Origin of the sequence: Faecalicatena faecalis (assembly GCF_012524165.2) — a bacterium.
Lineage (GTDB): Bacteria > Bacillota > Clostridia > Lachnospirales > Lachnospiraceae > Faecalicatena_A > Faecalicatena_A faecalis.
This window is the reverse complement of sequence record NZ_JABACJ020000003.1, coordinates 76,329-91,822: the sequence shown is the minus strand read 5'-3', so window position 1 is coordinate 91,822 and position 15,494 is coordinate 76,329. Positions and strand designations below refer to the sequence as shown.

The 15,494-nt window shown below is 46.2% G+C and carries 12 protein-coding genes; 11 read left to right on the top strand and 1 reads right to left on the bottom strand.

Annotation, left to right across the window (positions count from 1 at the left end; translation table 11 throughout):
- The first annotated feature begins 4 nt into the window (after positions 1 to 4).
- The 11 genes from HGO97_RS04830 (at position 5) to HGO97_RS04780 (ending at position 14,735) form a co-directional block, all read left to right on the top strand.
- Positions 5 to 736: a GTP pyrophosphokinase gene (locus HGO97_RS04830; RefSeq protein WP_246597315.1), complete on the top strand. Its 732-nt coding sequence runs from the start codon at positions 5 to 7 to the stop codon at positions 734 to 736.
- A 147-nt stretch (positions 737 to 883) separates the two neighbouring features.
- The gene (locus HGO97_RS04825) at positions 884 to 2,233 is read left to right on the top strand and encodes an ABC transporter substrate-binding protein (protein WP_216239960.1); all 1,350 of its coding nucleotides are present in this window, start codon (positions 884 to 886) and stop codon (positions 2,231 to 2,233) included.
- 15 nt (positions 2,234 to 2,248) lie between these two features.
- Positions 2,249 to 4,807 (top strand): ATP-binding protein, encoded by a 2,559-nt coding sequence (locus HGO97_RS04820; RefSeq protein WP_216239958.1) that lies wholly within the window; start codon positions 2,249 to 2,251, stop codon positions 4,805 to 4,807.
- A 303-nt stretch (positions 4,808 to 5,110) separates the two neighbouring features.
- On the top strand, positions 5,111 to 7,663 hold the full coding sequence (locus HGO97_RS04815; protein WP_216239957.1) for a heavy metal translocating P-type ATPase: 2,553 nt from the start codon (positions 5,111 to 5,113) through the stop codon (positions 7,661 to 7,663).
- 298 nt (positions 7,664 to 7,961) lie between these two features.
- Positions 7,962 to 8,321 (top strand): ArsR/SmtB family transcription factor, encoded by a 360-nt coding sequence (locus tag HGO97_RS04810; protein WP_216239956.1) that lies wholly within the window; start codon positions 7,962 to 7,964, stop codon positions 8,319 to 8,321.
- Positions 8,322 to 8,393: 72 nt separating this feature from the next.
- Positions 8,394 to 10,250 carry a heavy metal translocating P-type ATPase gene (locus HGO97_RS04805; RefSeq protein WP_216239955.1) on the top strand — a complete coding sequence of 619 codons (1,857 nt, stop codon included), beginning with the start codon at positions 8,394 to 8,396 and terminating at the stop codon, positions 10,248 to 10,250.
- 14 nt (positions 10,251 to 10,264) lie between these two features.
- Entirely contained in the window at positions 10,265 to 10,849 is a 585-nt protein-coding gene (locus HGO97_RS04800) for a tetratricopeptide repeat protein (protein ID WP_216240256.1), read from the top strand.
- Positions 10,850 to 10,867: 18 nt separating this feature from the next.
- On the top strand, positions 10,868 to 11,434 hold the full coding sequence (locus tag HGO97_RS04795) for a class I SAM-dependent methyltransferase (protein WP_216239954.1): 567 nt from the start codon (positions 10,868 to 10,870) through the stop codon (positions 11,432 to 11,434).
- A 178-nt stretch (positions 11,435 to 11,612) separates the two neighbouring features.
- Positions 11,613 to 12,026, top strand: a complete 414-nt coding sequence (locus HGO97_RS04790; RefSeq protein WP_216239953.1) for an RrF2 family transcriptional regulator — start codon at positions 11,613 to 11,615, stop codon at positions 12,024 to 12,026.
- 89 nt (positions 12,027 to 12,115) lie between these two features.
- Complete coding sequence (gene hflX / locus HGO97_RS04785; protein WP_216239951.1) at positions 12,116 to 13,357, top strand: GTPase HflX; 1,242 nt, start codon at positions 12,116 to 12,118, stop codon at positions 13,355 to 13,357.
- A gap of 10 nt (positions 13,358 to 13,367) precedes the next feature.
- A complete protein-coding gene (locus HGO97_RS04780) occupies positions 13,368 to 14,735 on the top strand; it encodes an MATE family efflux transporter (protein WP_216239950.1) in 1,368 nt (455 codons plus the stop codon).
- A 26-nt stretch (positions 14,736 to 14,761) separates the two neighbouring features.
- Here HGO97_RS04780 and pduB read toward each other — a convergent pair whose 3' ends face one another.
- Positions 14,762 to 15,490, bottom strand: coding sequence for a microcompartment protein PduB (gene pduB / locus HGO97_RS04775; protein ID WP_216239949.1), 729 nt, complete (start codon positions 15,488 to 15,490; stop codon positions 14,762 to 14,764).
- Positions 15,491 to 15,494: the final 4 nt, after the last annotated feature.

The window sequence follows — 15,494 nt, the reverse complement described above, 5'->3', positions numbered from 1 at the left end:
GCAGATGCACGATGCGATCAAGAATTACGAGGATGTAGATAGCTGGAAGACGGTTATTTTTCTATATAATGCGGCATTGAAGGAAGTGGGGACGAAGCTGGAGATACTCAACGATGAATTTCAGCATGTCCACCAATATAATCCGATCGAGCATATCAAGACCCGTATCAAGACTCCTGAGAGCATTGTTAAGAAGTTAAAGAGGTATGGATACGAGACCTCCATTGAGAACATGGTGAAGTACATAAATGATATCGCAGGTGTACGCCTGATTTGTTCATTTACTTCTGATATCTACCGTCTTGCAGAGATGATCGGGAATCAGAGTGACCTTAAGGTACTTTCTATTAAGGATTATATCAAGAACCCGAAGGAGAGCGGATATAAGAGCTATCACATGCTGGTGTCAGTGCCGATCTTTCTTTCGGACAGTGTAGTGGATACAAAGGTAGAGATTCAGATCAGGACCATTGCAATGGATTTCTGGGCGAGCCTGGAGCATAAGATCTATTATAAGTTCGAAGGGAATGCGCCGGATTATATCAGCCGTGAGTTAAGAGAGTGTGCACAGATGGTAGCGGAATTAGATGACAAGATGCTGTCACTCAATGATGCGATCCAGGCATGTCTGCTTAATGCGAGTGAGAACCATGCGGAGGAATCCGGGAAGGAACGGCTGGATGATATCACGGAGAATGTGATCGGAGGTAAGCGCAGGCAGGAGGAGATTTCATAGGTTTTTGTAGAGTGCTGGCTTGTGCAGTAACAATTGAATGAATTGGAAAACAGGAATCGTCACTTAGTAAAGTGGCGATTTTTTTAGAATCTCATGAAAGTTTGATGAAAAAGTGCCGAAATAGGGGAAAATTCGCGATATTCATTGTTGAAAAAGGAAGAGTCTGATAAAATGGTAGTAAAGCTGGGGAAAGGACGAAAGAAAATGGAGAGAAGAACAAAGGGAAAGCTGGGACAGATTCTGCTGGCCATTCTCTTTACGGTCTCACTTTTGGCAGTAGGCTGCGGAAAAAAAGAGGGAGCGGTCAAAGAGTATGAGAATGTAAAGGAAGTGACTCTTAGATTTTTTGGCACAGAGATACTGAACAGCAAGGTGTGGAACGAACAGATTCAGGCCAAGGATGGGACGCAGATTAAGATTTTGGAGACAACAGCCGAATACTATACAAAAACAGGAGGCGATGAGGCATACCGTAATTATCTTGTAGAAAGGCTGGATAAAGGGAACGAGATTGACTGGTTCAGCATTTTCGCGGAGGATGTATTTTGTTTTACAGAAGAGGAGCGGTATCTGGATCTGAGCGATTTGAAAGGCGTAGAGAATCTATCGGAAGATGCACTCAGAGGATGCAGCTATGATGGGAAAGTTTTCGGTATCCCGCTGATCTATGTGGGATATGGATTTTACTGGAATCAGGATATGCTGGATAGCTGCGGTCTGGAGGTGCCTTCCAATCTGGAAGAGTTCCTTTCTGTATGCAGGACACTCAAGGAGAAGGGCTATACACCTTACCTGGGAAATAAAGGGTATTCGATGACAGTTCCGGCGATGGCAGCCGGATTCGCACAGCTTTATGCGTCTGAGGATAAAGATGAGCAGATTGCAAAGCTGGCGGACGGGACGACACCGGTCAGTACTTATATGAAAAAAGGGTTCGAACTGGTAGAGCGGATGCGGGACGAAGGCATTTTCGATATAGAAGAGGCACAGAATAAGGTGCCCAATGATTCTATACGGGATTTTGCAGAAGGAAAAGGTGCATGTTTTTGTGGGTATCTGGGGGCGGATGTTGAAAAAGCAGATTTTAAGATGGTGATGACAGGGGTGACGGTCCTTGAAGACGGGGCTGTAACGATCGTGACACCGGACCGGAGAGTCGCCATCAATCCCAAGTCAGAGAATCTGGAATATGCCCGCGAGGCATTGGAATATGTAGCAGATCCCAAACATTTACAAAGTGTGGCGAGAGAACTTGGAACACTCTGTGCGGTGGACGATAAAAATATAGACTATAGTTATATAGGGGAAGAGAAGCAGGAGTTCATCAGGCTAGTCTCCTCCGGCAACCAGATTCCGGTGCAGGATTTTTCCATGGGATTTAATACCTGGATTGATATCAGAGATCTGTGCAGGGAGATCGTAAAAGGAAAGAGCGCAGAATGGGCGGCCCAGGAATATGACCGTATGCAGAAGGAAGAAATCTTACAATGGAAGTAAGAGAAGGAGAAAAGAATGAAAAAGAGGAGACGGGCACTGTTGTTTGCCGTGGCAATCACAGTCCTTGCAGCCGTATTTATTTTGTTTTTTGTGCTTTCCGGACAGATCAGCAGGAACCTGGAAGAAAGTTCCTTTGACTATCTGTACGGATCTACAGAAATCATACGGCGTCAAATCGATACCAGTGTCCGTGAGGATGAGCAGAGAATCGTACGTTTTGCAGATAAGCTGGTCAGTGCAGACAAGGAAAGTATGGCAGATGAGATGTCCTCTTTTTGCGATTATAATGACTTTATTCATATGTATATTGTGGATAAAGAAGGAATCGGAATTGATGAAAGAGGAGAACCTTTTGTAACCTCTATGCTGCCGGTCGAGGAACATGCATTAACTGACAGGGAGAAATGGGTGTCAGAAGGGTATTACAATGAGAGTGGATACGAGACGGCTATGTTTGAAGTGCCGATACTGCACGAACACAGGCTGGCAGGAGCGGTTTATGCAGAAGTGGAGATGCAGAAGTATTATATGGATGAATTGTTTGCATTTCAGGCAGGGAATGGAAGGGCCTATCTGTTCAACAGAAGCGATGGAAGCTGGGTAATAAAAGGGCCTGTCTCCCATCTGATTTCGCTGCAGGACGATTCTGTCTATCATTCGCTGCTGGAGGGCGGGAATTCTGAACAGGTCACGGAAAGCTTCAGACAGACAGTGGAGGAGGGGAAAACCAGAATTTTTCTTGCAGAAGGAGAAAACGGACCGGTCTATGCCTGTATTATGCCCTGTAAGTATAATGATTTCTGGGAAATGATGACAGTCATTTCCTCTGAAAAACTTGCCGAACAGAATCAGGTAGCCAATACGCTTTTGTGGATGCTCCGCATTATTTATCTGGTGGGGAGCGTACTGATTCTTGCTGCTTTATTTTTCTATGTCAAAGAAAAAGAAAAGAAACATATAACAGAGATGAAAGAGCGGATGGAAAGAAGGGTCCGTGCAAAGGAAAGGCGTCTGTCTGAAATTACAGTGAGGGAATACAGTTTCCAGATCATTGTGAATCTTGATACAATGGAATGCCGCCAGGAAATCTACCGGGAAGAGGCGGGAAATATCCATGAATTTGAATGCGGCAGTTATCAGGATGGTTTCCGTGAATTCTGCCGTAAGGTGGATGGCTGTGACCGGGAACGGGTAGAAGAATATCTGGCACCGGAGAATCTGACAGCGGTGTCTGACGCAGAGATGCTGCCGTCTTTCGACTACCGTTTGACAGAGAATGGCTGTACGAACTGGTATGAATGTATTACTTTTTTCAGTGTAATAGGAGAAAAAAGGTATGCATATATCATGAATAAAGATGTCACGCAGAAGGTGAGGACGCAAAGAAAACTGGAGGAAGCAAATCAGGCAAAAGGAAGATTTCTTGCCAATATGTCCCACGATATGCGTACACCGATGAATGCAATCATTGGGACAGCCCAGCTCGCCGAGAGAAGCCTGGACCAGCCCGAAAAGTTAAGGCAATATATGGCTAACATCACTGGGGCGGCAAAGCATTTGCTGAGCCTGATCAATGATGTGCTCGATATGTCTAAGATCGAGAGCGGGAAAATGGTACTGGTGGAAGATGATTTTTCACTCACAGAAGCACTTGAGCGGATCGATGAAATCATCCGTCCTTTATGTAATACAAAGAAACAGAGATTTGAAGTGGAGAATAAGGGGATTGTTCACCCACTGGTGAGGGGAGATATGCTGCGGTTCAATCAGGTTCTCATCAATCTGTTGAATAATGCCAACAAATTTACGCCTGAAGGCGGTACGATTTACTTCTTAGTAGAAGAAGTACCAATGACAGATGCCTTACCGCGTAAGGAGGAAGACAGAACACTCTTCCACCTGGAGGTCAGGGATACAGGGATCGGGATTGAGAAAGAAAATCTGGAGAAAGTGTTCGGTGAGTTTGAACGGGAAATTGATTCCACAGTGAACAGAATCGAAGGAAGCGGGCTGGGACTTGCTATCGCAAAAAGTATTGTTGATGCCATGGGCGGGGAGATCCGTGTGGAAAGTACCCCTGGAAAAGGAACCGTTTTCTTCCTGGATGTTCCATTTAGGATAGTACAGGAAGTTAAGGATGGAATTCAAAGAGAGGCTGGAGTAAATGCTGACGGATCGGTGAACATGGAAAATGCACTTGCTGGAAAGCGTTTCCTGCTCGTGGAGGATAATCTGATCAACATTGAAATCGGAAAAGAAATGCTGTTTGCCCTGGGTGCGGATGTCGAGACTGCCAGAGATGGGCAGGAGGCGTGCCGGATATTCGAAGAGGCAGGAAGAGGACATTATAATGCCATACTGATGGATATTCAGATGCCTGTCATGAATGGATATGAAGCGGCCAGAAAGATCCGGCGTATGGAGCAGTGTGGAGGCGATGAGATTCCGATCGTTGCCATGACTGCTAATGTATTTGCAGAGGATGTGGAAGCCGCAAAAGAGGCGGGAATGAACGGATATATTGGAAAGCCAGTGTTGATAGAAAAGCTTTATGAGACGCTGAAAGAGATGTAGTGCGGGAAAAAGGAAGAGAATAGAGAATAGAGAATAGAGAATAGTCAGGCAGAAGGGGAATGTGCTCTTTGCCTGGCTATTATTTTATCCTTGTTAAGGAGGCAGTGAAAGTAATATCGAATATCCATATGACGTTTAGACGAAGCAAGATGAAGTGGCTTTGCTGTGGAATCGAGCCTGCATAGCTGGAATCGTAGCTAATTTTTATAGGATTTTTTGGGAAATCTATTGACAAAAAAACAACTTTGTGATTATATGAACATATGAACAGTCATTCATATGTATAAGCATGGAGGGTAAATTATGGCACAGCAGGCAGTAAACAAAAAAGTATATCAGGAGCAGAGTAAATGTGGCTGTGGACACAGCCATGATCATGGGGCACATGGACAGACTCATGTACATACACATGGACATGGGGAGGTCTGCAGCTGCGGACATGTCCACGATGCGAGTGAACATGAAGAGACATGTGGAAACGGTCACCACCATGAACAGGAGGGGAATGGGGAAGGCGGCCATCATCATGAACATGAGGAGGATGATTCCGGGGAACATCATCATAGGCATGAGCACGGGCATACACATGAACATGGAGAAGAGTGCGGGTGCGGGCATGATCATGATCACGGGCATACGCATGAACATGGAGAAGGCTGTAGCTGTGGGCACGATCATGAGGAGCACGATCACGAAGGACACCGACATGAACCAATCGAGCGCCGGGCGGAAAATCACGCATTTGACCATGTGAAAAAGCAAGTTTATATCCTTGAAAATCTGGGGTGTGCGAACTGTGCGGCCAAGATGGAACGGAAGATTCAGGAACTTCCTCAGGTCGATTATGCAAATATCATATATGCAACAAAGCAGCTCCAGGTCGTAACGAATACCAGTGAGGAACTTCTCCCAGTCTTCCAGGAAATCTGTTCTTCTATTGAAGAAGAGGTCACTGTTACCAAACGGGATAGAAAGCCTGCGGCAAAGTCGGAGAAAGAGACTGGTAAGAAGAGCAGATGGAAAGAAAATCAGAAAGACTTTATTGAAATCGGCGCCGGCGCTGTCTTTTTTATAGCCGGGAAACTAACGGAGCAGACGAACAGCATGCTCTCCTTTGCACTATTTTTGATCGGTTATTTGATTTTGGGAAGATATGTCCTTCTTACAGCCGGAAAAAATCTTTTTAAGGGGCACGTGTTTGATGAAAACTTCCTGATGAGCATTGCGACGCTGGGTGCATTTGTGATCGGAGATTATCCAGAGGCACTTGGTGTCATGATTTTCTATCGGGTCGGAGAATTATTTGAAGAAATTGCAGTTGCACGAAGCAGAAGCCAGATTATGGAAGCCGTGGATATGCGTCCAGAAGTGGTGAACAGGGTGAATGGTCAAGCAACAGAGGTGATACCAGCCGAGGATGCGGTGATCGGAGATTTGCTCCTTGTTCGGCCTGGGGATCGGATTCCGCTGGATGGAACAATCGTAGAAGGGGAAAGCAGGATCGATACGTCACCAGTAACGGGAGAACCAGTGCCGGTAGCGGCCTCGGCCGGAGATGCAGTGACATCAGGCTGTGTGAATACATCAGGCCTGTTAAAGATTCGTGTGGATAAGGTACTGGAAGACTCCATGGTTACAAGAATCCTGGATTCTGTAGAAAATGCGGCGGCGAGTAAGCCAAAGATTGATCGGTTCATTACCAGATTTTCCAGAATCTATACTCCATTTGTAGTTGCGCTCGCGGCAGCAACAGCAATCCTTCCGTCACTCGTTACTGGAGACTGGAATTACTGGGTATATACCGCGCTTACATTCCTGGTCATCAGTTGCCCGTGTGCACTTGTATTAAGTGTTCCGCTGGCATTCTTTTCGGGAATAGGTGCTGGATCTAAGAGAGGCATTTTGTTTAAAGGCGGCGTTGCGATCGAGGCACTTCAGGGGGTCAAAGCCATTGTTATGGATAAGACCGGAACAATTACACAGGGAAACTTTGTGGTACAGAAGGTGATCCCAGCGGATGGCATCGGGGAAGAAGAACTTCTTGCATGGGCAGCCGAGTGTGAAATGACGTCTACCCATCCGATTGGAAACAGTATTGTTTTAGCGGCAAAAGAGAAAGGGATTTCTCTTAGCAGGCCTGACTCTGTGGAAGAAATCTCAGGACAGGGCATTCGTGCAGAGCTTGCAGACGGAACAATGCTGTGTGGAAATAGGAAGTTTCTTGAGGAGCAGGGGATTGATCTGACCCAATATGAGGATGCAGTATACGGGACAGAGGTTCTATTGGCGAGAAATGGCAGATTTGCAGGACATATTGTGATTGCTGATACCATTAAGGCAGATGCTGCACCAGCGGTCAACGCACTTAGGAAGCTTGGCATTCTCACAGCAATGCTGACAGGGGATGCAAAGAAAAGTGCAGAAAGCGTTGGAAAAGAAATCGGAATCGACGAGGTACATGCAAGACTTCTGCCTCAGAATAAAGTAGAAGAGCTCCAGAAAATCCGTTCCCAGCATGGAAGCGTGATGTTTGTTGGGGATGGAATCAATGATGCCCCGGTATTGGCTGGCGCAGATGTGGGAGCAGCGATGGGAAGCGGAGCGGATGCGGCAATCGAGGCAGCGGATGTGGTCTTCATGACCTCTTCTATGGCGGCCGTTCCAGAGTCTTTGAAAATCGCAAGGATGACGGGCTCGATTGCAAAACAGAACGTGGTATTTGCTCTTGTGGTCAAAGCCCTCGTTATGATTCTGGGACTTGCAGGAATGGCAAATATGTGGATGGCAGTGTTTGCGGATACGGGAGTAGCAATGATCTGTATCCTGAATTCTATTCGGATTCTATATAAAAAGTAGGAACGTAAGATAAAAAATGTAAGATAGAAAAAGAAATCTGTCAAAAAGTAACAGATGATCGACGGGAAACAAGAGGATGTGCTGTGGTCTTGGAAAGGTTATTATTTTCAGACCACAGCACTTTTGCCAGTTGTGAAGGAAGAAATTTGATGCTGTGAATTGCCGCTGTGATTGCTTGACCAGGCTGTGGATTTCACGTATAATAAAATCTGAACTGCTGTTCACGCCCTTGCGTGGGGAAGGGACTTGTCTGAGATAATTTCCTCACATAAAAAGGGAATAGGAAGGGAGATTCGCTATGGATAAGATAGAAGTAGAACATTGTGACTTTGTGCATGTGCATGAGGATACTGTGGAAAAGGTACAGGCCCATATGCCGGCAGAGGAAGAACTTCGGGATTTGGCGGATTTTTTCAAGGTGTTCGGTGATTATACCAGGATTCGGATTTTATATGTTTTATTTCAGTCGGAGATGTGTGTGTGTGACCTGGCGCAGACGCTGGATATGACACAGTCGGCCATCTCCCATCAGCTTCGTGTATTGAAGCAGATGAAGCTGGTCTCTAATCGGCGGGAGGGGAAGACGGTGTTCTATTCACTCGCTGACGGGCATATAAAAACAATTATGAATCAGGGAATGGAGCATATCAGAGAGTAGATTAAGAGTTGGCTAGGCTGTAAGTACATGTCCCGGATCAGACAGCATGCAGGGAAAAGAGGAGGGGCTAAGATGGCGAAAAAAGTGAAAATAAAATGTATTGAGATCGGGCTTGGTCTTGTCTTATATCTCAACGCACTGTTTTCTGTCAGACACTGGGATGTTTATGGAAAGACACAGTTGCTGCTGTTTTTAATACCATATCTTGTGATGTCATTTGGTATACTGCAGGATATGACGAAGAATTTTAAGAAACTGCATATTTTTGATGAAAATCTTTTGATGCTGCTGGCTACGATCGGAGCCCTGATCATTGGAAAGTATACGGAAGCTGTGGGGGCAATATTATTTTTCCAGTTCGGTAAGATGGCAGAGTTGATCTCATTGACCAGAACGAAAAAATCCATCGCCAGATTCATGGATATCCGGCCGGAGTATGCCAACCGGAAGATTCATGGCAGAGAGGAAAAGGTACATCCGAAGGAATTGAGCCCCAGGCAGATCATCGTGATCAAGCCGGGGGAGCGCATTCCCGTAGATGCAGTGGTAACTCTGGGCAACAGCATGGTAGATACAAAAGCGCTGACAGGGGAATCAGAACCCAGGGAGGTGAAGCTGGGCGATAAGCTTTACAGCGGCAGTATCAATATCAGCGGTGTGCTGGAAGCCAGGGTTTCTAAAGTCTATGCGGACTCTACGGCGTCCAAGATCATGGAGCTGGTCGAGAATGCCAATAATAACAAGGCGAAAAGTGAGAGCTTTGCAGATAAGTTCACGCGGTTCTATACACCGGCTGTGACATTGCTTGGCATCCTCGTCATGATTCTGCCACCGATGATGACTTCTATGGATGCGAAGATCTGGCTGTATCGGGGCTTGATATTCCTGGTTGCGGCCTGCCCATGCGGCCTTCTGGTTTCGGTGCCTCTTGCATTTCTTGGAGGGATAGGCGCTGCATCCAGACAGGGAGTTCTGATTAAGGGCAGCAACTTTTTAGAAGCGCTGTCCAAGACGGAGACGTTTGTGTTTGATAAGACAGGGACATTGACAGAGGGAATTTTCCAGGTGAAGGAGATCTGTCCTAAGCATATGGAGCCGGAGGAACTGTTGGAGCTGACTGCATATGGGGAGGCTTATTCCAGTCATCCGATTGCGGTATCGCTTCGGGATACATATGGAAAAGAAATCGATGTCAGCAGAGTGGAGGCCATAAAGGAGTATTCGGGCTTTGGAGTCAGAGCCTTTATTGATGGCCGTCAGGTATTGATCGGGAATTCCAAGTTCATGAATCAACAGGGGCTTTTTTATCAGCCAGTGCATGAGATTGGTACGGCGGTGCATGTGGCCGTGGATGGGGAATATGAGGGATACATACTGATTGCGGATATCCTGAGAGAAGATGCGAAGTGGACGATCCGCTGGATGCAGAAGCACCAGCTTGAGGCGGTCATACTCACGGGTGATAATGAGCGTGTGGCGGATGATGTGGCAAAGCAGCTCGGAATTGGATATGTGTATGCGAACCTGATGCCGGAGGATAAGGTGGAGCAGGTGAAGGATTTCATGGAGAGCCAGATGGAGGAGGAGAAGCTTGCCTTTGTCGGTGATGGAATCAATGATGCTCCGGTGCTTGCACTTGCGGATATTGGAATTGCGATGGGCGGTCTGGGAGCGGATGCAGCCCTGGAGGCGGCAGATGTAATTCTGATGGAGGATGAACCGTCCAAGATTGTGAACGCGATCAAGATTTCTAAGGGCACCATCCGGGCGGTGAAACAGAATCTGGTATTTGCCATTGGGATGAAGGTCATCCTTCTGTTTTTAGCGGTATTTGGTTATGTGACAATGCAAAATGCCATTATAGCAGATATGGCAGTTATGCTAATAAATATTTTGAATTCATTTTGGGTGTTAAAGTACCCAGAATAAGAGGTGAGAAGTTGATGAAAAAAGGGGTTTTATGTATTTTACTTGTGGCCTGTCTTACAGCAGGCTGCCAAAAAAAGGTGAATTATATTGAGCAGGGAACGCAGCAGATGGAAGAACAGAAGTATGAGGATGCGGTCAGTTCTTTTCAACAGTCTCTGGAAAAAAAGGAGGATGCTCAAGAGGCATACCGTGGACTTGGGATGGCCTATTATGAACAAAAGGATTATAAGGCTGCCCGGGAGGCTTTTCAGAATGTGATTGCAAATGATGGAGAAGAATCAGCGGTGCTTTATAATTTTATTGGTGTGTGTTCCATGCAGTTGGACGATATGGAGGGGGCATTGGATGCGTTCCAAAAGGGGATTGCGCTTGCAGAGAAGGCAGACAGTTCTGAATCAGGCACTCAAAAGGAAGGCGGGAATAAGGATGGTGCTGCAGATCTATCTAAGACGATCCAGGAGATGAAGTTCAATGAGATCGTTTGTTATGAGCAGTTACATGACTGGCAGTCTGCGAAGGAAAAAGCGGAGGCATATATTGCAAAGTACCCGGATGACCAGGCAGCACAGAAGGAAGTAGAATTTTTGAAGACCCGGTAAGGAGGTCAGTTTTGGAATATGAAGTATAGTTATCAGATCACAGAGTATTGTCACCGGTTTCTTGCAATGTATCTGGAACCGGGAGATGTCTGTGTGGATGCGACTGCGGGGAACGGGAATGATACGGAGTTCCTCTGCCGCATCTGCGGAGCGGACGGCAGAGTATATGCATTTGACATTCAGGCAGAGGCAATCCTGCATACGAAGGAGCGGCTTGAACTAAGCGGTCTGAATACGAGAGCTGTCCTGATTCAGGATGGGCATGAAAGGATGGGAGAATACGTGAAGGAGAGCGTATCTGCCATCGTTTTTAATTTTGGTTATCTGCCCGGAGGCAATCATTCGATTGCAACAAAGCCTGACACAAGTATTCGGGCGATTGAAGAGGGACTAAAGCTTTTAAAGCCGGATGGCATCATGAGTCTGTGCATTTACAGCGGACAGGACTCAGGCTATGAAGAAAGAGATGCAATCCTTTCTTATCTAAAGGGGCTGGATACAAAACACTGGCTTGTGATTTTGAATCAGTTTTATAATCGAAAGAATGATCCTCCGATTCCGGCATTCATTGTCAGACTGAGGTGATTACAGTAGAAAAGATCTGTAAAGTGTGAACTATTTTTCTCGATAGGATGAATGGAATCATGGGAGAATTATTTATCATGAAGTAGTGGATTTTTTATAAAAATGTGATTATAATATAAGAATAAACTGTTACTAAAAAGCTAACGGTTATGAGAACAAAAGGCAGGGAGATGAGGATATGACAAGTGAATTTACAGTTGCAGTACATGCACTTGTTTTTTTGAACCACAAAGGAACTATATATTCAAGTGAAGGACTGGCAGAAAATATCTGCACAAATCCTGCAAGAATACGTAAGGTTATGGCAAAACTAAAAAAGGCCGGTCTGGTCGAGACCAAAGAAGGAATCGACGGCGGTTATCGCTGCATTGAACAGACAGACCAGATCAGCCTTCATGAAATTGCAGAAGCGCTCGATTTTACGTTTGTTTCTTCTGGCTGGAAGAGTGGAAGCACAGAGATGAAGTGTCTGATAGCTTCTGGTATGGGCGGACTGATGGAAAAGGTCTATGAAGACCTGAATGAGCAGTGTATGGAGCGCTTGAAGAAAATTGCAATTAAAGATCTGGAACAGCAGATATTCAAATCTTGAGAATATTCTGAATATGGAGTGCATAAGGGGCAGGCCCTTTTGCAAAGGGGCCTGACCCCTATGAAAATGAAGAGATGTGAGGTTATAGTATGCCGTTATATGAAATGCAGGAACAGGAAGAACGGGTGATTCTTGTCGGTATCGAGGTTTCTGAGAGTGAGAGGACTATAGAGTCATTGGATGAGTTAGCAGAGCTTGTTAAGACAGCGAATGCATCTGTTGCAGGCAGGCTGATCCAGAAAAGGGAGGCAGTACATCCGGCGACTTATGTAGGAAAGGGAAAGATTCTGGAGTTAAAGGAGCTTCTGTGGGAGACAGAGGCTACGGGGATTGTCTGTGATGATGAGCTGACATCTGTCCAACTGCATAATCTGGAGCGGGAATTGGAATGCAAGGTGATTGACAGGACCCTTTTGATATTAGATATTTTTGCGGCCAGAGCAACAAGCAGTGAAGGGAAGATACAGGTGGAATTAGCCCAGTTAAAATACAGGGCTGCCCGTTTGGTCGGTCTGCGCGATTCCCTGTCACGTCTGGGCGGCGGCATCGGGACAAGAGGACCTGGTGAAAAGAAATTGGAGATGGACAGGCGTCTGATTCGGGAGCGTATTAGTAAGCTGAAAAAAGAACTGGCGGAAGTAGAGCAGCACAGAGAACTGATTCGTACGCAGCGGAAGGACTCTCATTTAAAGGTCGCAGCTCTTGTAGGCTATACGTCTGCCGGAAAAAGCAGTATTGAGAATGCGTTGACAGATGCGGGAATACTTGCAGATGCGATGCTGTTTTCCACATTGGATACAACGACCCGACTATTGGAACTGGAGAAGAAGCAGGAGATTCTCCTGACGGATACGGTCGGATTTATCAACAAGCTGCCTCATCACTTGATCGAGGCATTTAAAAGTACGCTGGAAGAGGCAAAATATGCGGACATTATCATCCATGTAGTGGATGCGTCAAATCCGCAGATGGATCATCAGATGTATGTAGTCTACGAGACTCTGAAACAACTGGGTGTAGAAGGAAAGCCTGTCATCACTCTATTCAATAAGCAGGACAAGCTGACGGCAAGTACGCCGCTTCGGGATTTTAAGGCGGATTATTCGATTCTGACCTCTGCAAAGACAGGGCAGGGACTCGAAGAACTAAAATCTGTCCTTTTGGAAATCATCCGAAAGGAGCAGATATATATAGAAAGACTTTACCCATTTACAGAGGCCGGGAAAATTCAGTTGATTCGCAAGAACGGGCAACTGCTGGAAGAAGAATATGTGCCGGACGGAATCTCTGTTAAAGCATATGTGACGAAAGAAATATTCGGAAAGATTTGAGTGTGATACGATGAAAGAGAATACGAATCCTCTGGCCTTGGCCCCGTTGAACGGGCTGATTGCCAAGTTTGCAGTCCCGGCTGTGGTCAGCATGCTGGTCAGTGCATTATATAATATCGTGGACCAGATTTTTATCGGACAGGGAGTCGGAATGCTGGGGAATGCAGCGACCAATATCGCATTTCCGGTCTCCATCATAGCAACAGCCACCGCATTGTTGCTGGGAATTGGAAGTGCATCGAATTATAACCTGGAGATGGGAGCAGGAAGGGAGGAGCGGGCAAGTGAGATCGCAGGGACGGGACTGTCCTCACTTGTGATTTCCGGGACTGTGATCGCAGTGATTGTCCTGCTGTTCCTGGAACAGTTCCTTCACCTGTTCGGCGCTACGAAGGATGTTCTTCCTTATGCACTGGACTACACCAAAATCACGGCATTTGGGCTGCCCTTCTTTGTCCTGACGACAGGGGGCAACCATATTATCAGGGCAGACAGAAGCCCTACATATTCTATGGTATGTATGCTGACAGGAGCAATCCTGAATACCATTTTAGACCCGTTGTTCATATTTGTGTTCCATTGGGGAATCAAGGGCGCGGCAGCCGCTACGATTATCGGTCAGATTGTTTCCGGTATTTTGGTAATCTTATATTTTGCAAAATATAGGAATATGGATTTAAAAGCCGAATTTCTTCGTCCCAGGACAAGCTGTCTAAAAGCCATCGCTTCTCTGGGAATGGCATCCTGCTGTAATCAGATTGCCATGGCAGTCGTTCAGATCGCGATGAACAATACACTTCGTCATTATGGAGCTTCCTCTGTGTATGGAAGTGATATCCCTTTGGCATGTGTAGGGGTCATTTCAAAGGTGAACAGTGTATTTATGGCAATCTGTATCGGGATTTCACAGGGATGTCAGCCAATATGGGGATTTAACTATGGAGCCGAGAATTATAGAAGGGTTCGAAGCACTTACAAGAGGGCTGCGATTCTGTGTACCTCCATAGCCACCTTGTTCTTCTTGTGCTTTCAGTTGTTTCCGAGGCAGATCGTCAGTATCTTCGGAACAGGAAGTGAAGAATATTTTCATTTTGCAGACCGATATTTGAAGATATTTATGTTCATGACCTTTGCAAATGGAATTCAGCCGATGTCATCGGGTTTCTTTACCTCTATTGGAAAGGCGAAATTAGGTATCGTAATGTCTCTGACACGGCAGGTACTTTTCTTACTTCCTTTGATTTTGATTTTCCCATTATTTATGGGAATCGACGGTGTGATGTATGCGGGACCAATCGCGGATGCGGCTGCAGCAACGTTGGCGGTGGTATTTGCAGCAAGAGAATTGAAAAAAATGAAAGAAAATGGGGCAGGCTGATGAAAGTGTCAGCACTGCCCTGTTTTTTAGCGCAGGTATGGAACAGAAGGTGTCTCAGGGTAGCTTCCCAGAGAAATTAAAAGCTGCAGCCCGATTTCTCTTGCAGTCAGCACCGCATTTTTTACAGCACTTGCATCCCCTGTAACTGCTACGATTACCTCATTGGAGTGGCTGGTTCCTCTGTCCGGGGTCATATATTTTACAATCTCGACAGGGGAGGATTTTACCGCTAAATCAGCCATGACCAGCCCAATCGCGGCGGGAGAACCGCAGAAGAAACCAAAGGGCCTGCCAACAGGCGCATCGAAGGCAAGATGCAGGGCCTGGTCTGCATTCGCGGAATAGGTAAATTCCAGGTGACCCGCCTCGCTGATATAAAGCTCACCCGCATATTTTTCTGTATATTCGAGGGCAATTTCAACTGCCCGGCGTACGTCAGAGACATTGTCCCCTCCGATGATGATGAAGTTGCCGTGCCCGCCCCATCCTTTGGTATCCCTTGGCAGTTCGATGGAAACAACTTCTGTATTTGTGGACTTCACAGCCTCGTCCACCGCATTGATCTGACCGGCAGCACCCGTACGGGAACTGATCAGGCCCAGACTTCGGTAGGGCTTAGGAAGCTCCATCTGGTCCAAAAGGGCTGGGGTGATGCCGGGAATGACCAGTCCAATCGTATCCAGGACAGTCGTTCCTACAAATTCTGTCATCGTACAGTCTACAGGGATCTTCTCAATATCTTTTACTTTCAGCATAAGG

Coding starts and splice junctions, on each gene's coding strand:
- HGO97_RS04830 (WP_246597315.1), top strand. CDS start 5: ATGCACGATGCGATCAAGAATTACGAGGATGTAGATAGCTGGAAGACG.
- HGO97_RS04820 (WP_216239958.1), top strand. CDS start 2,249: ATGAAAAAGAGGAGACGGGCACTGTTGTTTGCCGTGGCAATCACAGTC.
- HGO97_RS04815 (WP_216239957.1), top strand. CDS start 5,111: ATGGCACAGCAGGCAGTAAACAAAAAAGTATATCAGGAGCAGAGTAAA.
- HGO97_RS04810 (WP_216239956.1), top strand. CDS start 7,962: ATGGATAAGATAGAAGTAGAACATTGTGACTTTGTGCATGTGCATGAG.
- HGO97_RS04805 (WP_216239955.1), top strand. CDS start 8,394: ATGGCGAAAAAAGTGAAAATAAAATGTATTGAGATCGGGCTTGGTCTT.
- HGO97_RS04800 (WP_216240256.1), top strand. CDS start 10,265: ATGAAAAAAGGGGTTTTATGTATTTTACTTGTGGCCTGTCTTACAGCA.
- HGO97_RS04795 (WP_216239954.1), top strand. CDS start 10,868: ATGAAGTATAGTTATCAGATCACAGAGTATTGTCACCGGTTTCTTGCA.
- HGO97_RS04790 (WP_216239953.1), top strand. CDS start 11,613: ATGACAAGTGAATTTACAGTTGCAGTACATGCACTTGTTTTTTTGAAC.
- hflX (WP_216239951.1), top strand. CDS start 12,116: ATGCCGTTATATGAAATGCAGGAACAGGAAGAACGGGTGATTCTTGTC.
- HGO97_RS04780 (WP_216239950.1), top strand. CDS start 13,368: ATGAAAGAGAATACGAATCCTCTGGCCTTGGCCCCGTTGAACGGGCTG.
- pduB (WP_216239949.1), bottom strand. CDS start 15,490: ATGCTGAAAGTAAAAGATATTGAGAAGATCCCTGTAGACTGTACGATG.